This window comes from Asticcacaulis benevestitus DSM 16100 = ATCC BAA-896, assembly GCF_000376105.1.
In the GTDB taxonomy this organism is placed as follows: Bacteria; Pseudomonadota; Alphaproteobacteria; order Caulobacterales; family Caulobacteraceae; genus Asticcacaulis; species Asticcacaulis benevestitus.
The window spans coordinates 109,531-127,724 of sequence record NZ_AQWM01000005.1 but is presented as its reverse complement, the minus strand read 5'-3'; the positions used below and the strand labels follow the sequence as shown (position 1 = coordinate 127,724).

The following is an 18,194-nucleotide window of genomic DNA, read 5'->3' as shown; positions in this document are numbered from 1 at the left end:
CGTAATGAAAAGCCGGAAAGCCTCGGATATTATCGTGCGCCATACTGAGCCCGAAGCGGTGGTGATCGGCGTGTCGGCGGGTGGTCTGAAGGCTTTGTCGGCGATACTGCCCACCCTGCCGGCTGACTATCCCCTGCCGATCATGATCGTTATTCACCTGCCGCCCGATCGCAACAGCGTGGTGGCCAAGTTGTTCGATGACAAGTGCGCGCTGACCGTGCGCGAGGCTGACGACAAGGAGGACATCCTGCCCGGTTATGTCTATTTCGCGCCGCCCGACTATCATTTGCTGATTGAGTCGGATCGCCGTCTGTCTTTGTCGTCCGAAGAGCCGGTGCTGTTCTCGCGCCCCTCGGTTGATGTTTTGTTTGAGACCGCCGCGGATGTTTACGGTGAAGGGCTGATCGGCATTATCCTGACGGGCGCCAATCCCGATGGCGCCGCCGGCCTCAAACAGGTCGTCAAGGAAGGTGGCCGCGCTCTGGTGCAGCGCCCCGATCAGGCCTATGCCAGCGCCATGCCCGAAGCCGCGCTGGCCATGTCTCCGCAGGCCGAATCCCTCACACTGGAACAGATCGCCGATGAGCTGATCAAGGCGGTGCAGGTATGAAACCGGCCTTCACCATACCCGTTCCCATCCTTATCGTCGATGATCTGCCGGAAAACCTGATCGCGCTCGAAGCTGTGCTACGCCGTGACGGGCTGGAATTCATCAAGGCGAGTTCCGGCACCGAGGCGTTGGAAATCCTGCTCAAGACCGAGGTCGCCCTGGCGCTGCTCGATGTCCAGATGCCGGAGATGGACGGCTTCGAACTGGCCGAAATGATGCGCGGCTCCGAACGCACGCGCCGCATCCCTATCATCTTCCTGACGGCCGGCGTCACCGACCGCTCGCGCCGTTTCCGTGGCTATGAGGCGGGTGCGGTCGACTTCCTCGAAAAACCGCTTGAAGCCGATATTCTGCGCTCGAAGGTGGCGGTGTTCTCGGAACTGTACGTGCAGCGCCGGCAGATCGCCGTCCAGCGCGATAATCTGAAAACCTTCGCCGAAGAAAATCTGCGTCTGCTCAAGGATAGCCGCGACAACGCCCAGGCGCTCAAAGAGGCCGATGTGCGCAAGGATGAGTTCCTTGCCACCCTGGCCCACGAATTGCGCAATCCGCTGGCGCCGATCCGTAATGGTCTGCAGATCCTGCGCATGTCGCCGGAAGGGCCGCGTGCCGAGGCCGTACGCGGCATGATGGACCGGCAACTGACCCATCTGGTGCGGCTGATCGATGACCTGCTCGATGTGTCGCGCGTGTCGCGTGGCCGCATTGATCTGCGCAAGGAGCGCATGCGCCTGCAGGATGCGGTGCAGGCCGCCATCGAGACCAGCAAGCCCCTGATCGACGCCAATACGCACAGCTTCACCCTGGATATGCCGGACACGGCGCTGTGGGTCGAAGGCGACCTGACGCGCCTGGCGCAGGTGATCAGCAACCTGCTTAACAACGCCGCCAAATATACCTCCGAAGGCGGCGATATCCGCATGAACGTCAAGCCGCATGACGGCCAGGTCGATATCGAGGTCATCGACAATGGCCTGGGTATTGAGGCCGACATGTTGCCGCGCGTCTTTGATCTGTTCGCGCAAGCCGACCGCCATCTTGATCGCTCGCAAGGTGGTCTGGGGATTGGTCTGGCGCTTGTCAGCAAGCTGGTGGAGATGCACGGCGGCACCAGTCGCGCCTTCAGCGACGGGTCGGGCACGGGCAGCACCTTTACCGTTAGCCTGCCGCTGGTCGATGAAGCCGGCGGCGCCATCGGTAAGCCGCTGCAAAAAGCCAGCAAAACTGCCCACCCGCTGAACGTGCTGATCGTCGATGACAATGTCGATTCCGCCCAGACAAGTCTGTGGATGCTGGATCTGATCGGGCACAAGGCGACCGTGGCGCACGAAGGCGCGAAGGCGCTGGAAATCGCCCGTGATTTGCTGCCTGACGTCATCCTGCTCGACATCGGCATGCCCGGCATGGACGGCTATGAGGTCTGCCGCGCCCTGCGCCAGATGCCGGAAACCCAACACAAGGTGTTGATCGCCCAGACTGGCTGGGGCCAGGAAAGCGATCGCCAGAAGGCGTTTGCGGCTGGATTTGACCACCACATCACCAAGCCGGTCAGTCTTGACCTGCTGACGCAACTGCTGGCAGATATAGCCGAGCCAAAAGCGTCCCCTACCCACACTGCCCAAGCGGGAGAACCAACCCATGGCTGACGGAACAGGCACGGCTGACACCATGCGCATCATGATTGTCGAGGACAATGAAGCCCTGGCGCAGACGACCGGCTGGCTGGTCGAGATGATCGGCTATGAATACAAGCTGGCGGCTGACGCCAAGCAAGCCATCGCCACCTATGCGGACTATAGGCCGCATGTTTTCATGATCGATATCGGCCTGCCCGGCATGAACGGTTACGACCTGTGCCGCGAGCTGAAATCACGTCCGGATCTGGCCAAGGCCGTTTTTATCGCTCAGACCGGCTGGGGCGAAAGCGAACACCGCCGCCTGACGCAGGAAGCCGGCTTTGACCACCATCTCGTCAAGCCGCTCTATCTCGAAACCCTAGAGACGGTGCTCGCCGAAATCGCTGCCGCCAGGTAAAGGTCCATCCTTGGCCGATTGCGTCGCAGTCGTCGCTAGCGGGTACTTTAGTACCCGCGTCGCTAGCCGGCTAGCACGCGACTCAAGGCTGAACCTTTACCGCATGGGCGTTTGATAAAGAAAAGAACTCACCCTCCCCTGTAGCGGGGGAGCGGGGCGATACCGTAGCCTCTACCCCACCCTTACCTGAAACCGGAAGCACGCACCGCCCAGCGGATCAGGCCGCACTTCCTGAACTGGCACAAGCAACAGCGCGCTGCCGTGACCCTGAACAATCTGTCGCGCCAGGCTCAGCCCCACGCCGGTGCCGGTCACCTTGGTTGAATAGAATGGCATAAAGACCTGATCGGCGCTCTCGGTCGGGATACCCTTGCCGGAATCCTCGACCTCGAAAACCATCACATCGCCCTCGCGCTTCAGGCGCAGACGCACGCGCGCATCAGCTTTTTCCAGCGCCGCCTGCGCACCATTATTGAGCAGGTTCGAGACGCCCAGCCACATCTGGTCCTCGTCCATCAGCAGCGACAGGTCAGTCCCGTCTGTCTCCAACTCGAAACGCACGCCCTTGTCGGCCCACTGCGCCTCAAAACTCTCGGTCAGCACGTCCAGCCACAGACCAAGCCCGCACGGCCGGATCACCGGCGACGGCAAGCGGGTGAGCGCGCGATAGGCGTTGATAAAGTCGGTCAGCCCTTCGGTGCGGGCCACCACGCGCTCCAGCGCTTTTGCCGCCTGAGCGCGAGATTCCGGCGTGTCATCTCCCAGCAGATCGAGGGCACTCTTGCTCATCGAAGCCACCGGCGTCAGGGCGTTCATCAGTTCGTGATTCAGCACTTTCAGCAGATCCCGCAGGGCGCTGGCCTCGGCGGCACGCACATCGGCGGAGATATCGGTCAGCACGGCCAGATGCGACAGGGCGTCCTCTTCTTCCATCTCGGCCAGATGCACGGCGAAGGTCTGGCCCTTCCATTTGATCTGGCCGCTCATATGGGCCAATCCGAGAGCCGTCGCCTCGCCCAGCAGCGCCTTGCGCGCCGCCACTGGCAGGGCGTAGGAGACATCGAACAACTGCCGGGCGGCGCGGTTGACCGCGATCAACTGGCCGTTATTGGGTTGCAGCAACAGGGGCGAGGGGGTCTGGTCAAGGAGCACCTGCAAGCGCCGGCGGCTCAGTTCGGAGGTGAAGGTGGCGCCTGGCTGGCTGCGTTTTAGCAGGTCACGTCCGAAAGAGAAGGCGTTGTGAGTCAGTCCCATGGTGGCCAGGGTAATAGCCCCCAGGGCGCAGACCAGGGCGCTGGCATAGAGCCCCTTGGTGAAGGCCAGCCAGGCGAAGGCGCCGAGTACGAAGACGCCGCCCTGACCGGCCAGCGGAAGAAGGATGCGTCTATAGTCCATGCTTTTCCATTCGCCGGTAAAGCGCCGCGCGCGTGACGCCGAGATCCTTGGCGGCCTGGGAGATATTGAACTGGTGGCGGTTCAGCGCCTCCTTGATCAGTTCTTTTTCCGAGCGTTCCAGATTGAGATCGGCCGGCGGCACGGGCGAACTGACCGCGCGCGGTGCGGCCAGGGCGGCATGGATGCTGGCCATGAAGCGCTCATTGTTCCACGGCTTGACGACGAAATCCTGCGCCCCCATCCGCATGGCCTGAATCGCGATGCTCATGCCGGAATGGCCCGTGACTACCACCACGGGCAGGGCCGGGGTGAGCCGCATCTGCTCGGCCAGAAAATTGAGGCCGGCCTCGCCCGAGGTATCGCCGCGCCGGTAATTGAGATCGAGCAGCAGGATATCAACCGGCGTGGCGGCCAGCTTTTCGCGGGCCTCTTCGGGCGATTGCGCCTTGATCAGGGTCATGCCGTGGCGCGTTAAAACCAGCCCGGCGGCGTCGAGAATATCGGCGTCGTCATCGAGAAACAGAGCAGTGCGTGGCGGCTTGGACATGTTCGAAAACGGACACTTTTGAGTGGTGATGATACCGCATTAAGCGGTCAAAAAGCCTGAAAGTCAAATAAAAAGAGTGGTTTATGTCTGTGGCGAAACCTGTGTTAGCCTCTTGTCATGCCCGATAGTCATCAAAAAACAGCCCGCACCGATCGTCTGCTCACCAAGCCCTGGTGGCGTCGCCGCCCTGTGCAGATCGGCGCGGCCGCCGCCATCGCCCTTGCCCTGACGCTGACCGCCTTCGTCTTCATGCCGGCCGCCAACACCGTGACGGTCGCCGCCGATACGCTCGATACCGGCGAGGTGACCATGGGCGCATTTCAGGACTATGTCGCCCTGCGCGCCGGCGTCCTGCCTCTGGAGATCACCTATATCACCGCCGAAACCAATGGCCGCGTCATCAGCGTGGTGGCCTCGGATGGCGCGATGGTCACGCCTGGCCAGCCGCTGGCCATGCTCGGCAATCCCGATCTGACGCTTCAGGTGTCGTCACGCGAGGCCGATATCTCCGCTCGCCTGAGCGACACCAACAACCAGCTCATGAATCTGCAAACCTCGCAGCAGGCCAGCGAACAGGCCATCGCCGATGTCGCCTACGCCCTGCACAGGGCCGAGGAACAAATGGTGAAGTACAAGATGCTGCGCGACCACGGTGTGCTCAATGACGCCGCCGTCCAGACCTATATTGATGAGGTGGCTTACCAGAAGCAGCGCCTGGCTGCCCTCAAGGCGACGCAGGCGCAGCAGGCACAGTTTTATACCACGCAGGCGGCGCAGATTCGCGCCTCGGCCAATGACCTGCGCCGCAGCCGTGACGAGGTGCGCAATGGCCTGAACGCCCTCAACCTGACGGCGCCGGTCGAGGGCCGCCTGACCGATTTCAACCTCAAGCCTGGCCAGGCCGTCAAGATGGGCGATCCGCTCGGCGAGGTCGACTCTGAGGGCACCTACAAGCTGAAGGCCGAGGTTGATGAGTTCTATCTGTCGCGCCTGAGCACAGGCCTGAAAGCCAATGCCAATGTGCATGGCAAGCCGGCCGCGGTCCATATCAGCAAGATCTTCCCGCAGGTCAATAATGGCCGCATCACCGTTGAGCTGGAATTCGATAACGCCATGCCGAGCGATCTCAAGCGCGGTGAAACCATCGATGTTCGCCTGTCACTTGGCGCCACCCAACAGGCCATGCTGGTACCGTCAGGCGCCTGGCTCAATGACACCGGCGGCGCCTCGATCTTCGTGCTGGATGGCAGCGGCAATAAGGCCAGCCGCCGTGTTGTCACCGTCGGCCGTCGCAATCCGGAATATGTCGAAATCCTTAGCGGCCTCAAGCCCGGTGAACACGTCATCACCGGCGGCACCTCCAATTTCCTCAAAGCCCAACATCTTCGTTTAACTCAGAGCGCAAAATGACCAACCTGATCGAACTCCAGAACATCACCCGTCTCTATCGTTCGGACGAGGTGGAGACGACGGCGCTGCATAATATCTCGCTGCATATCAAGCGCGGGGAATTCGTCGCCATCATGGGGCCTTCGGGCTGCGGAAAATCGACCCTGCTCAATATCCTGGGCACCATCGATCGCCCGACCTCCGGCGCCTATCTGTTCGATGGAACGGACCTGGCGAAGACCAGTGAAAACCAGCTTGCCAAACATCGCGCCGGGCACCTGGGCTTCATTTTTCAGAGTTTCAACCTGGTCGACGACCTGACCATCTACGAGAATATCGAACTAGGCCTGCTCTATCGCAGCGGCCTGAAAGGCTCGCGGCGCAAGGCGATCGAAAGCGCCATGGACAAGGTCGGCATCGCCCATCGCGCCCGCCATTTTCCGCACCAGCTTTCCGGTGGTCAGCAGCAGCGCGCCGCCATCGCCCGCGCTATTGTCGGTTCGCCCGACCTGATTCTGGCCGATGAACCGACGGGCAATCTCGACACGGAAAACGGCGCGCAGGTGATGCAGATTTTACAAAGCCTGAATGCCGCAGGCGCTACCATCATCATGGTCACCCACTCGCAGAGCCACGCCGATCAGGCCAGGCGTCAGGTCGATATTCTCGACGGCCAACTGGTCGCCTCCGTCGCGCAGGTGCTGTGATGTTGAAAAGCACCTTTACCGCTTTTTACCGGTCGTTTGTCCGCCATCCCCTCTATGCCCTGCTCAACCTGCTGGGTCTCAGCCTGGGCATCGCCGTTTTCATCGCGCTCAGTCTCTTCTATCGTTTTGAAACCAGCTATGAAAGCTGGAGCCCCAAATTGCCGCAAATCTATGCGATCGGCATGCGTTTCCATTTCCCCGGTATGACGGATAATACAGGCGACGGCTCAATGGGCGGGCTACTGGAGGAGCTTAAGACGGCCTATCCACAAACCGAAGGCACGCGTTACTGGCCTAACAGCGTCATCGTGCACAAAGGGGCCGATGTCTTCAACGAACAGATCGACCTGGTAGACGCCAATTTCCTTACTTTTTTTGGTGTGCCCGTCGTCTACGGTAATTCGGCCAATGCCTTGAGTGATCCCTCCCATGTTGTGCTCAGCGCCAGCCTGGCGCGCAAATACTTCGGCGTGACGAACGCCGTTGGACGCACCATGATCCTAAACGACGAGGAGGGATTGAAGAACTATACCGTTAGCGCCATCATTGCCGACCTGCCAAAAAATTCGGTGATGAAACTCGATATATTGCGCCTTCTCACGCCGCAACGGACAGCGCTTAAGTACAACTGGCATCACTGGGGATCGGTACAAGTGGGGACCTATCTCAAATTCAAAAACCGAACGGAAGCCTATGCCTTCGCGGCGCAGTTTCCAGCCTTCACCGATCGCCAGGCCGGGCAATCGTTTGGCGCTGACGTCATGCCTCACAAGGTGCTGGAGCTAAAACTCATTCCGCTTGCCGACGTGCACCTGATTTCGCCTAAGCTGAAAGCCGCCGTCATATCCTTGGGCGTTGTCGGTATTGTTGCCTTGGCGCTTGCCTTAATCAACTATGTCAACCTGGCCACGGCACGCGCTGGGCTGCGGGCACGGGAGGTGGCTGTACGCAAGACGCTCGGGGCGGCGCCCCTTGTCCTTCGCCTGCAATTTATCTTGGAAGCCCTGCTGACCCTGCTTCTGGCGTTCGTGGTTGCATTGTCTTTTGTTGAACTTAGTTTACCTCTGCTCAATAGTGCTGGCGGTCTGTCCCTCAAGCTCGATTACCATGCCGATGCCATCTGGATCGCGAGCGTGCTGGCCATTGTGATGTTGGCGGGTCTTATTGCCGCGCTTTACCCAGCTTTCGCCTTGTCCGCGTTCAAGCCAGCCCAGGTTCTGGCGTCCAGCCGCACACCGGGCGGCGGCCGCACGGCCGGCATCTTGCGTACGGGGCTGGCCATGGTGCAGTTCACCGCCGTGGCCGTAGCGTTTATCCTGATCATGGGTTTCATGCTGCAAATTCACCACATCCAGAATGCGGACATCGGGTTTCAGCGGAGCAATCTGATGATTGTCAATTCGATACGCGACAACGCCGTGACTCAATCACAACGGGACGCCTTTGCTGTGGAAGCACGCGCCTTGCCGGGCGTCAGTTATGTCACCATCGCCAACGCGATTCCGGGTGACACGAGTATGATCAACAATTCGAGTATTGTCCGGCCTGGCCAGGTTGATAGCGCAACCGAGTCGCCGACCGTGAGCTCCTCCATTGTAGGTCCTGATTATTTCGAGCTTCTCGGCACGAAAGTGCTGGTTGGGCGTATTTTCGACGTGCAACGTGGCGAGGACCAGATGTGGGATGACAAGACGAGCGATAAAGATCGTGTTTACAGTGTCGTCATCAGTCGCCGCACCACCAAGGATATGGGCTTTCCGTCACCGCAGGCGGCGCTTAATCAAATAGCACGTTTCAACGACCACACCGTGCGCATCATCGGCATCGTCGAAGACATGCGGTTTTATAATCCCAATGAACCTATACCGGCAAAGCTATACGCATTCGATGCGCACGCCTCCGATTCCGTTGTGGGTATGGTGCGCTATCAAGGATTGTCTGCGCCGGCCATGCGCGAAAAGTTGCAGCATCTGTGGCGGCAAATAGCCCCTGCCGTCCCCTTCGACGTAACAAGCGCGGCTGACAATCTCGACAAATATTACAAGCCTGAACGCGACCGCACGAATCTGTTCACCATGGGCGCCGGCATCGCCGCCCTGATCGGCTGTATCGGCCTCTATGGCATGGCGGCCTTCAATACAGGCCGCAGGGTGCGCGAAATCGGCGTGCGCAAGGTTCTGGGGGCGTCGGCAGGGCAGGTAGTGCGGTTACTGCTGTTGCAGTTCCTGCGTCCGGTCGCCATCGCTGGCCTGATCGCATGGCCGTTGGGCTGGCTGGCGCTTCAACGCTGGCTATCACAGTTCGACGACGCTATTGCCATGCCGTTATGGGTTTTCCCATTAGCATCAGGCATCGCTCTGGCCATTGCCTTGGTGACGGTGGCAGGCGTGGCCTTTGGTGCCGCCAGCTCGGAGCCCGGAAAGGCCTTAAGGCACGAATAGGGGCGATCTAACCTGACAAGGGATGCTGACGGCAATGGGTTAACGCGTGAGAAATTCACCGACCCATTGCTGGAAAGCCGCCACGGCGATCTCATGCTTAGGCGATAACCGGCCGGTCTCGTAAACCCCGGCATTGAGGTTGTCCTGTACCTTCTCGACGATCCACTTGTCCTCGGCCGTCACCTGATCCGACATGGCGAGGGTGGCGTCCGGCACAGGTTCGCCATCCGGCGTCAGGTAGAGATAATCGAGCTGCGTCTGCTTATGGCCAACCGGCGACATGCGCTCGATCATCAGCCCGCGGTTATAGACATTGATGCCGATATTGGGCCACACCCAGCCCCACAGGCCGTCATAGACCGCGTCGGGTGATTTCGGCGGCGCATCGTGCAGCACCACCTTGCCATCGACCGTCACCTTATACTGCTCGCAGATGATCTCGGCATCGAGCGTCGGGTGCATGGCCGGCACATGATAGCCTTCGAGATAGTTCTCGACATAGGTCTTCCAGTTGCACTCCAGCAAATGCGTGCGACGCAAACCGACCCTGAGCCCTGACCAGTCGGCATCGCCCAGCCGCGCATCGAGCGGCGCCATCTGGCTCAACAGATCGGGCAGATCGTCACCGATGCCGGCAAAGACCAGCCCGCGCCAGATGTGCAGGCGCACCGGGAACAGACCGAAATCGCGCGGATCGAAATCGGACGCTGCGCCGAAATCACGGGCGGCGCGCAGGCGGCCATCGAGCGTATAGCGCCAGCCATGATACTGGCAGGTTAGCGCCCCGTCGCAGGTGCCGGCGTCTTCGCGCACCAGCGGTCCGGCGCGGTGACGGCAGACATTGTGGAAGGCGCGCAGGGCACCATCATCCCCGCGCACGATGATGACCGGATAGCCGGCCAGGGTATCGGCGCGCCAGTCGCGCGCATTCGGCAGGGCGCTCTCATGCGTCAGGAACTGCCAGTTGTTGGCGAAGATGTGTTTGCGCTCGGTCGGCCAGCAGGCGGGATCGGCATACCAGGTCGCCGGCGCGGTGACCGGCGCCTTTTGCTTGGGCGGGGTGTCGGTGGTGTCCATTCAGGCTTGACCCTTGTTGCGGAGGGCGTTGACGGCATAGATGGCCGCGCCGATGGCGATGAGGACCGCAGAGGCGATCAGAAGCTTGAGAAAGACGCCGAGCGGATCGGCCTCAGCGGGGCTGGGGGCCATGCTGCCCAGGATGGCGCTGAAGGCTACGACTAAGCCCAGAACCGCCAGGGCCCTGGCGCCCGTTTTACCGCCGGGCGTGCGCCAGTCGAGCTTGCGATCCGATTGATCTTGGGCTTTCCAATAGGCGATGAACATCCACAGATAGGGGATGATGAAGGTTAGCACGCCCATGCTGACAACGAAATCATAGGCGCCTGCCAGGGTGGAGCCAAAGGTGCTCAAGCCCATGATGATGACGACGAGCACGGCCTGAATGAGGATGGCTACGGTCGGTGCGCCGGTCTTCGGGTCGGTATGGCCGATGGCCTTCGGCAACATGCGGTCAACCCCGATAGCGAAGGGCAGTCGGGCCGCCGCGCCGAACCAGGCGCTCATGCCGCCAAGGAAGGTCAGGGCGGTGGCGGCCAGCACATAGGGTTGCCAGGCATGGACGTGCAGCCGGTTCAGCGCCACGCCGAGCGCATCGGGCAGACCGCCGAGCCGCGACGCCACGTCCTGAGGCACGATGGCCAGCATGGCGGCGGTGCCGCCGGCATAGCCGAGGGTCTGCAGCAGGCCAATCAGGATCAGGGCCGAAACGATGGTCTTGACCCCGCCCTTCACATCATTGCGCATCAGGGCCACGCCTTCGATGCCGCCAAAGGCGAAGACTATGGTGGCCCACAGGATCGCGCCATTGGCGTCGAACGGCGGCGTGTAGTCGGCGGCGGCGAAATTTGTGGCGGGGCCGTAGATATCGGTGAGATAAAAGGCGGCCCACAGGATGAAAAACAGCAGCGTAACCGAGACGGCGGCCGAGGCGATCGGCAGCCATTTACCGACACCGAAGCCCCGTGCGTGCATGGCGGCTACCCCTGTCAGGATCACCGTGGCGGCGGTGAAGGCGCCAAGCGGCTGACCCATCACGACGCCAACGGGTTCGCACTCTGGGATACCGCGCAGCGCCTGACCGAGCAGGTTGACGATGAAGAAAAGCAAACTGGCGAAATAGGGGATATTGCAGGCCCAGTAGAGCCAGCCGGTCATGAAGCCGGGAAAGGGGCCTTGGGTTTCGCGCACCCAGGCATAGACGGCGCCTTCTTCGGGATAGCGGGCGGACAACTCCAGTGTGGCGCAGACGAGCGGGATGAGAAACAAAACGGCGGCGGCGATCCAGATCGGCAGGGCCACCGGGCCGGTGGCAGCACCGGTCGCCAGCCAGCGAATGCTGAAGTTCATCGCCGCACCGTAAAGAGCGATGCCCCACAGGCCTGTTTTTCGGTTAACACTCATGACAGCCCCCTGCTCCGAAGACGGATGATTGCGGCCGTAACGGTCTTACGTCAAGGGCAAAGCCATCAGTGCATCGCCCAGCCTGACCGTGCCGCCTTCCAGCACCCGCGCTGTGATGCCGCCACGGCTGCGCACGGCGTTGTAACCGCCGACGCCGAAGGTCTCCTCCATGCGCGAACAGGGGTGACATTCGCCGGTCATTTCCAGCAGGGCCGTGCCCAGCCGAAACGACTTGTCCTTGAGCGCCAGCAGATTGATGCCGCTGACCACAATGTTGCGGCGGAGCTGTTCGGGCGTGACGTCCTGGCCGAGGTAACTGGCGATGGCGCTTAAGTCTTCGCGCTGGATCAGCGTGACATGGCGCGTGCCGCGTTTGGGGTTGTTGTAGTGATCGCCGATCACACCGGTGTTTGTATCCAGTTCCACCGTCCCAACCACCGTCAGCGGGCCGCGCCGTTGTGAGCGCAGGCCGATCCATTCGACCGTGCCCGGGCGCATGTCGGCATTGAGCAGGGCGGAGAGAGAAGATTTGGGATTGAGCATGCGGCTTTCCAAATGGCGAACCCAAGGCTAACGCCGCAGAGGCAAGTCCGCAAGCTGTCCTTTGTGTCGCCGAAGCTCCGGGGAAATCCTGTCAGCCAGATTTTAAGACTTGCGGGTTAGGTTGGTCGCACGGCTTTCGCGACCGGTTTCGCCTGCGCCGTGACGTAGGGCTGCCAGTACAGTTGGGTGCGGTATCGAGTTGTGGGCCATATGACAAAAGCACGGACGGCCAGCGGCGGTGGGCGCTCCCTTTCCAGACGTTTGACCTGGCTCGTTATGGGCTCGGTGCTGTTGTCAACCCTGCCGGTCGCCGGCCTGTTCATCGTGCGCGAAACCACGCGCGAAGCCGAGTCGCGCTGGTCGGTGATGAAGACCGCGGCCGATGTTCTGGCCTCGGGCAGCGAAGATGCCGTGGCGATGAACGACCGCGGCCGCGCCTTCAATACCTTGCGCTCTGTCACCCGCACCCCCGGTATCACCTATGCCCGCGTTGAGGCGCATGATGGCTCGGTCATCGCAGAAATGGGCGCTGCCGTGCGCCTGAAAGGCGCTGTGGCGCTTGATGCCGAAAGCCGTCACCCCAGCGTCATGGCGCTGGTGACGACGCGCACGATTCAGGTCCACGCACCGGTCATGAATGGCGGCCACCAGATCGGGCAGGTGGTCATCATCCACCGCTCGGAGGATTTTACCCGCACCCTGTTGCTGGCTCTGGCGGGTGTGTTCGGACTGGTGATCCTGGCGCTTTGCATCGCCCTTTACATTGTGCGTCGTTTGCAAGGCGCCATGATCCGGCCCCTGACCGAACTGACCGCCTCGGTGGAGGCCATCTCATACCATGGCGACTATTCGCGCCGGGTTGAGGCGAAGGTCGATGCCAGGGACGAGATCGGCACGCTGGTGACCGGTTTCAACGCCATGATCGACGCCATCCGCATCCGCGACGGCAAGCTGGAAGCGCATCTGATCGGTCTGGAAAACCAGGTGGCCGAACGGACCCGCGATTATCAGGACGCACGTGACGAGGCGATGGCCGCCAACGCCGCCAAGTCCTATTTCCTCGCCACCCTAAGCCACGAAATCCGCACGCCGATGAGCAGCGTGATGGTCATGGCCGAACTGCTGGCCGCCGAAAGCTTGTCAGCGCGCGCCAAACGCCATGCAGGCACCATCGCCAGGTCGGGCCGCACCCTGCTGGCGGTCATCAACGATATGCTCGACTTTTCCAGGATCGAAGCCGGCAAGCTGGAGGTCGAAACCTGCGAGGTCGATATCCTCGATCTGGTCGATGACACGGTCATGCTGTTTCAGGACCGTGCTCGTGAAAAGGGGCTGGAACTGGTGGTCCATGCCCATCCGGACGCGCCGCGTCTGGTGCCGGCCGATCCGGTGCGGCTGGGACAGGTCGTCTCCAATCTCGTGTCCAACGCGCTGAAATTCACCGAAAGAGGCCATGTGATCATCGCCATCGAGCCCGATAAAAAATCCGGGTTCTGGCGTCTGGTCGTGAAGGATACCGGCATCGGTATCACGCGTGACAAGCTGGGTACGATTTTCGCCGCCTTCAGTCAGGAAGACCAGACGACGACGCGCCGTTTCGGCGGCACCGGCCTCGGTCTGTCGATGTCCAAACGCCTGATCGAGGCCATGGGCGGCGCCATCGCCGTGACCAGCGAGCAGGGGCCAAAACCTAATCAAGGCACGCAGGTCCATGTGCGGATGCCGGCACTCGAAGACAGCATGAAAACCTGCGCGCCGCCGGTCATTCATGATCTGGTGCGGCCGGTCGTCCATGTCTTCGTGCGCGGGGATATGGAACATGACGCGGTGATGCAGCGCTTCCAGCAGGCCAATGTCCGCTTCGGTCCCGATAAGCCACGCCTTGTGCTGGCCGATGAAACTGGCCGCATGACCCTCGATGCCGGCGTGGCGCCGGAGCGTCTGGTGCTGCTGGCCCATCCGGACGACCTCGAGGCGGGGCAATGGGTCAGCGAAGGCCGTGCGGCTTGCGTCCTGCCGCGTCCTTTACGTCATCGTGATATCGACACCCTGATCGAGCGTCTGCGCGATGATGATGATTTCAAACTCCATGATACCGACGCAGATCCCGAAGGCGTCGACGCCAGCTATCCCACGGCGCGAGTCCTGGTGGTGGATGACGACGAACTGAACCGCGAAGTCGCTATCGAGGCACTGGCGCGTTTCGGCATCCAGGCCAGCGTGGCAGTCCATGGCGCCGATGCTCTGGCGAAGATGGCGGCGGAACCGTTCGATCTGGTGCTTATGGACGGTTCCATGCCGGTGATGGATGGCTTTGAGGCGACGCGGCAATGGCGCGCCAGAGAGACGGATAAGCGCCTGCCGATCGTGGCTCTTACTGCCCGCATTATCGGCCCTGCCGCCCATGCGTGGAAAGAGGCGGGCATGGACGATGTGTTGCACAAGCCCTTCACCCTGCAAGATATGGCGCAGAGTCTCCGCTCGCTACTGCCGGATACCTTGCGTGAAGCGCCGGTGGGCGACCTCGTGGCCGAGGAAGCGGTTCTGGTGTTGCCGGAGGATGACGCCGATCTGTTCGATCGCACCGTGCTGGGCTCTCTGGTAGAGGGCATCAACAAGGGCCGAGGTGATTTCGTCCGCCGTGTTGTCGGGCTTTATCGCAGCCATGGTCCGCAGGCCATCGCCGCCATGCAGGCCGCCCACGCCGAGGGCGACGAGGACCGTCTGGCGCGTTCGGCCCATGCGCTGAAATCGATGAGCATGAATATCGGCGCCAAGGCGGTCTCCAGCGTGGCTGGCGCGATTGAGCGCGCCATTCGCGTCGAGCACCGTGCCGTTTCGGCCGAAGAGATCGCCCTGGCCGCATCGTGGGTGGAACGGACGCTGGCCGGTTTGGCCGTGGTGATAGTGGGCGAGGCCCAATCTGAACCCACCAAGCCGGAACCGGCGAAAAGCAAGACCAAGAAGAAATCCGCGCCCGTTGTGGCCGCGTCAAAGGACGATCCCGAAGCGACGCTGGTGCGCGAAATGGAGGCCGATATCGCCGCCCATGCCTTCGAAATGGAATATCAGCCGATCTATGACCGCACCGGTACCGAGGTCATCAGCGCCGAGGCTTTAATGCGCTGGCATCGCGGTGACCGTGCGCCCATTGGTCCGGCTGTCTTTATACCGGTGGCCGAACGTTCCGGCCTGATCACGCGCCTCGGCACCTTCGCGCGCCGTCGCGTGCTGGAAATCGCCGCGGGCTGGGATATCCCGGTGGCTATCAATGTCTCGCCGATCGAACTCGACAAGCCGGGATTTGTGGCTGGCGTGCGTGCGCTGCTCGATGAAACCGGCTTTGATCCGAAACGGCTGGTGCTGGAAGTGACCGAAACGGCCTTTCTTGGCGAGCCTGACCGCGTGCGGCAACTGTTCAAAGAATTGCGCAATCTGGGCATCAAGCTGGCGCTCGATGATTTCGGCGTCGGCTATTCTTCGCTGACGGCCTTACACCGTTTCCCGTTCGACAAGATCAAGATCGACCGCGAATTTGTCATGGCGCTTGATGGCGAACCGCGCCCCGCTCTGGAAGCTTTGGCGATCATCCAGGCCGTCACCGGCATCGGCCGTGCTTTCGGGATGCAGGTGGTGGCCGAAGGCATCGAAACCGGCAGCCAGCACAGCCACCTCAAGGCGGCGGGTGTCCACGCCATGCAGGGCTATCTGTTTGGCAAGCCGATGGCGGCGTCATCGCTGGCTCACCTGATCGGCAAGCCGCCGGTTAAAAGCGTAAAGTTGTAATCGATAACAACTCATGATTATCTGGCTTTCAAGCGGGCAAAATAGCCAGCGGAGGAAAGCCCATGCACGTAACCAAAGCCCTTGGCCTGAGCCTGTTGTTCGCACTCGCCGCCTGTTCCGGCGAGCGTCCGATCGACGACACCTCATTGACCTCCGGCGCTGACTGGGCGGTCTATCACGGCAATGCCAACGGTACGCACTATTCGACGCTCGACCAGATCAACACCGACAACGTCAAAAACCTGAAAGTGGCCTGGCGCTTCGATACCGGCGATGGCTTCGGCGAAGGCGGCAGCGGCTCCGACATGGAGGGTAACCCGCTGATCATTCGCGGCCAACTCTACGCTGTATCGCCGAAGGGACGCGTCTTCTGCCTCGATGCCGCCAAAGGCAAACAACTATGGGTTTTCGATCCGGCCTTTGGCGATGTGGTGAACACCAAGCAGCGCCTGCGCGGCGTTTCGTACTGGTCGAACGCCCGTGAAGAGCGCATCCTCTTCACCTTCCGCTCGAAACTGATGGCGGTCGATGCCCGCACCGGTGTGCTGATCGAGGGTTTCGGCCATAATGGCGAGGTCGATCTCAAGGCAGGCCTTGGCCGCGATCCGTCCACCATTTCGGTCAGCAATGTGACGCCCGGTGTGGTTTATAAGGACCTGATCATCATGGGCTCGACTGGTAATACGCCGGGTCATATCCGCGCCTATGATGTCCGCACCGGCGCTCTAAAGTGGATATTCCACACCATCCCGCATCCGGGCGAGGCCGGTTACGAGACCTGGCCGAAGGACGCCTGGAAGACCGCCATGGGGGCCAACGCCTGGTCGGGGCTGACGCTTGATCCGGAGAATGGCATTGTCTATGTGCCGCTCGGTTCGGCCGGCATGGGCAACAAGGATTTTTACGGTGGAGATCGCGCCGGCGACAACCTTTTCGGCACCTCGCTGGTGGCGCTGGATGCCGCTACCGGCAAGCGGCGCTGGCATTTCCAACTGGTGAAACACGACGTCTGGGATCGTGATCCGCCGACCCCGCCGACCCTGATCACGGTGGGCGGCAAGCCGGCGTTGGCACAGGTCACCAAGGCGGGCGTGGTCTTTATCCTCGATCGCCTGACCGGCCAATCGCTCTATCCCTTGCAGGAATTGCGCCCGCCGGCCTCCGATATTCCCGGCGAGATAACTTCCTCGACGCAGGTCTTGCCGCTTAAGCCCGAGCCGTTCGCCCGCCAGACCCTGACGGCTGACCTGCTGACGCAGCGCACGCCGGAAGCCCATGCGGCGGTGGCCAAAACCTTCGCCACCGTGCGTTCGCGCGGGGCATTTGATCCGCCTTCGATCGGCGGCACTATCCTGCTGCCCGGCATGGACGGTGGCGCCGAATATGGCGGTGCGGCCTATGATCCGCAGACTGGCCTGCTCTATGTCAACGCCAACGAAATGGCGTGGATTTTGAAGGTCAAGAAACAGCCACCACTGATCGCGGGTCGCAGCGGCGAGGCCCTGTATCAGAACGCCTGCGCCACCTGTCATGGTGTCGAGCGCAAGGGCTCTCCACCGGAATTTCCGTCTCTGGTCGGGGTGGCGCAGCGCCTGACCGACGCGCAGATCGAACGCCAGATCACGGTAGGTGGTGGACGGATGCCGGCCTTTGCGCAGTTCGATGCGGCCGACCGTGCCGCCCTCATCGGCTATCTCAAGGGGGATCCGAGGCAGACCGCGCAGAAAGAAGCGCCGGCCTATCCTTCGACCGACGGTGACCCGTATGTCTTCGATGGCTATACGCGATTCCTCGATCCGGACGGCTATCCGGCCATCGCGCCGCCGTGGGGCACCCTGTCGGCGATCAATGTCAACACCGGTGAATATGCCTGGAAAATCCCGCTCGGCGGCTATCCCGAACTGGCCGATCAGACGACCGGCAGCGAGAACTATGGTGGCGCGGTGGTGACGGCCGGTGGTGTGGTTTTCATCGCCGCTACGATCTATGACAACAGGTTCCGCGCCTTTGACAAGCGCACCGGCAAGCTGTTGTGGCAAACCACCCTGCCGGCGGCCGGTATCGCCACCCCCGCCACCTACAGCGTGGGCAAGAAGCAGTATGTCGTCATCAGCGCCGGCGGCGGCAAGAACGCCAAGGTTAAGCCGGGCGGCGAGATCATCGCCTACAGCCTGCCCTGAGACCTAGCCTTCTTTGAGACCCAGCCTTCTTTGAGAATAGAGTGGATTTCTTATTTTATTCCGGCGATGAGGAGCGCTGTA

Annotated in this window: 13 protein-coding genes; 8 read left to right on the top strand and 5 right to left on the bottom strand. The window is 61.5% G+C overall.

Annotated features, from left to right (window positions below):
• Nucleotides 1–4 precede the first annotated feature (4 nt).
• The 3 genes from B060_RS0109000 to B060_RS0108990 are packed head-to-tail and all read left to right on the top strand — an operon-like array spanning nt 5 to nt 2,644.
• A complete protein-coding gene (locus B060_RS0109000; protein WP_018081447.1) occupies nt 5–610 on the top strand; it encodes a chemotaxis protein CheB in 606 nt (201 codons plus the stop codon).
• Nucleotides 607–2,256 (top strand): response regulator, encoded by a 1,650-nt coding sequence (locus B060_RS0108995; RefSeq protein ID WP_018081446.1) that lies wholly within the window; start codon nt 607–609, stop codon nt 2,254–2,256. The genes B060_RS0109000 and B060_RS0108995 overlap by 4 nt, the downstream gene beginning before the upstream one ends.
• Nucleotides 2,249–2,644 carry a response regulator gene (locus B060_RS0108990; protein WP_018081445.1) on the top strand — a complete coding sequence of 132 codons (396 nt, stop codon included), beginning with the start codon at nt 2,249–2,251 and terminating at the stop codon, nt 2,642–2,644. Before B060_RS0108995 ends, B060_RS0108990 begins: the two co-directional genes overlap by 8 nt.
• A 171-nt stretch (nt 2,645–2,815) precedes the next feature.
• Here the strand turns inward: B060_RS0108990 and B060_RS0108985 are convergent, their stop codons facing one another.
• On the bottom strand, nt 2,816–4,039 hold the full coding sequence (locus tag B060_RS0108985) for a sensor histidine kinase (RefSeq protein ID WP_018081444.1): 1,224 nt from the start codon (nt 4,037–4,039) through the stop codon (nt 2,816–2,818).
• Complete coding sequence (locus tag B060_RS0108980; protein WP_018081443.1) at nt 4,029–4,586, bottom strand: response regulator transcription factor; 558 nt, start codon at nt 4,584–4,586, stop codon at nt 4,029–4,031. Before B060_RS0108980 ends, B060_RS0108985 begins: the two co-directional genes overlap by 11 nt.
• 117 nt (nt 4,587–4,703) lie before the next feature.
• Between B060_RS0108980 and B060_RS0108975 the strand changes: the two genes are divergently transcribed.
• From B060_RS0108975 to B060_RS0108965, 3 genes are read left to right on the top strand one after another with little or no spacing between them, the layout of a single operon-like run.
• Complete coding sequence (locus tag B060_RS0108975) at nt 4,704–5,996, top strand: efflux RND transporter periplasmic adaptor subunit (protein WP_018081442.1); 1,293 nt, start codon at nt 4,704–4,706, stop codon at nt 5,994–5,996.
• On the top strand, nt 5,993–6,682 hold the full coding sequence (locus tag B060_RS0108970; RefSeq protein ID WP_018081441.1) for an ABC transporter ATP-binding protein: 690 nt from the start codon (nt 5,993–5,995) through the stop codon (nt 6,680–6,682). The genes B060_RS0108975 and B060_RS0108970 overlap by 4 nt, the downstream gene beginning before the upstream one ends.
• Complete coding sequence (locus tag B060_RS0108965) at nt 6,682–9,123, top strand: ABC transporter permease (protein WP_018081440.1); 2,442 nt, start codon at nt 6,682–6,684, stop codon at nt 9,121–9,123. Before B060_RS0108970 ends, B060_RS0108965 begins: the two co-directional genes overlap by 1 nt.
• Before the next feature lie 39 nt (nt 9,124–9,162).
• Here B060_RS0108965 and B060_RS0108960 read toward each other — a convergent pair whose 3' ends face one another.
• Genes B060_RS0108960 through B060_RS0108950 form a run of 3 tightly spaced genes read right to left on the bottom strand, consistent with a single transcriptional unit; the run spans nt 9,163 to nt 12,147 of the window.
• On the bottom strand, nt 9,163–10,200 hold the full coding sequence (locus B060_RS0108960) for an aromatic ring-hydroxylating oxygenase subunit alpha (protein ID WP_018081439.1): 1,038 nt from the start codon (nt 10,198–10,200) through the stop codon (nt 9,163–9,165).
• Complete coding sequence (locus B060_RS0108955) at nt 10,201–11,604, bottom strand: APC family permease (protein ID WP_018081438.1); 1,404 nt, start codon at nt 11,602–11,604, stop codon at nt 10,201–10,203. It abuts the gene before it with no gap.
• Nucleotides 11,605–11,649: 45 nt separating this feature from the next.
• Nucleotides 11,650–12,147, bottom strand: coding sequence for an MOSC domain-containing protein (locus B060_RS0108950; RefSeq protein ID WP_023447259.1), 498 nt, complete (start codon nt 12,145–12,147; stop codon nt 11,650–11,652).
• A 210-nt stretch (nt 12,148–12,357) separates the two neighbouring features.
• Between B060_RS0108950 and B060_RS24120 the strand changes: the two genes are divergently transcribed.
• Together B060_RS24120 and B060_RS0108940 are read left to right on the top strand one after the other, a co-directional pair.
• Nucleotides 12,358–15,933: an EAL domain-containing protein gene (locus tag B060_RS24120; RefSeq protein ID WP_155847565.1), complete on the top strand. Its 3,576-nt coding sequence runs from the start codon at nt 12,358–12,360 to the stop codon at nt 15,931–15,933.
• Between the two features lie 62 nt (nt 15,934–15,995).
• Nucleotides 15,996–18,113 (top strand): outer membrane protein assembly factor BamB family protein, encoded by a 2,118-nt coding sequence (locus B060_RS0108940; RefSeq protein WP_018081435.1) that lies wholly within the window; start codon nt 15,996–15,998, stop codon nt 18,111–18,113.
• The last annotated feature ends 81 nt before the right edge of the window (nt 18,114–18,194 follow it).

Bases quoted from the DNA above. Each gene is read 5' to 3' on its own strand.
- B060_RS0109000 (WP_018081447.1), top strand. From the start codon at position 5: ATGAAAAGCCGGAAAGCCTCGGATATTATCGTGCGCCATACTGAGCCC.
- B060_RS0108995 (WP_018081446.1), top strand. From the start codon at position 607: ATGAAACCGGCCTTCACCATACCCGTTCCCATCCTTATCGTCGATGAT.
- B060_RS0108990 (WP_018081445.1), top strand. From the start codon at position 2,249: ATGGCTGACGGAACAGGCACGGCTGACACCATGCGCATCATGATTGTC.
- B060_RS0108985 (WP_018081444.1), bottom strand. From the start codon at position 4,039: ATGGACTATAGACGCATCCTTCTTCCGCTGGCCGGTCAGGGCGGCGTC.
- B060_RS0108980 (WP_018081443.1), bottom strand. From the start codon at position 4,586: ATGTCCAAGCCGCCACGCACTGCTCTGTTTCTCGATGACGACGCCGAT.
- B060_RS0108975 (WP_018081442.1), top strand. From the start codon at position 4,704: ATGCCCGATAGTCATCAAAAAACAGCCCGCACCGATCGTCTGCTCACC.
- B060_RS0108970 (WP_018081441.1), top strand. From the start codon at position 5,993: ATGACCAACCTGATCGAACTCCAGAACATCACCCGTCTCTATCGTTCG.
- B060_RS0108965 (WP_018081440.1), top strand. From the start codon at position 6,682: ATGTTGAAAAGCACCTTTACCGCTTTTTACCGGTCGTTTGTCCGCCAT.
- B060_RS0108960 (WP_018081439.1), bottom strand. From the start codon at position 10,200: ATGGACACCACCGACACCCCGCCCAAGCAAAAGGCGCCGGTCACCGCG.
- B060_RS0108955 (WP_018081438.1), bottom strand. From the start codon at position 11,604: ATGAGTGTTAACCGAAAAACAGGCCTGTGGGGCATCGCTCTTTACGGT.
- B060_RS0108950 (WP_023447259.1), bottom strand. From the start codon at position 12,147: ATGCTCAATCCCAAATCTTCTCTCTCCGCCCTGCTCAATGCCGACATG.
- B060_RS24120 (WP_155847565.1), top strand. From the start codon at position 12,358: ATGACAAAAGCACGGACGGCCAGCGGCGGTGGGCGCTCCCTTTCCAGA.
- B060_RS0108940 (WP_018081435.1), top strand. From the start codon at position 15,996: ATGCACGTAACCAAAGCCCTTGGCCTGAGCCTGTTGTTCGCACTCGCC.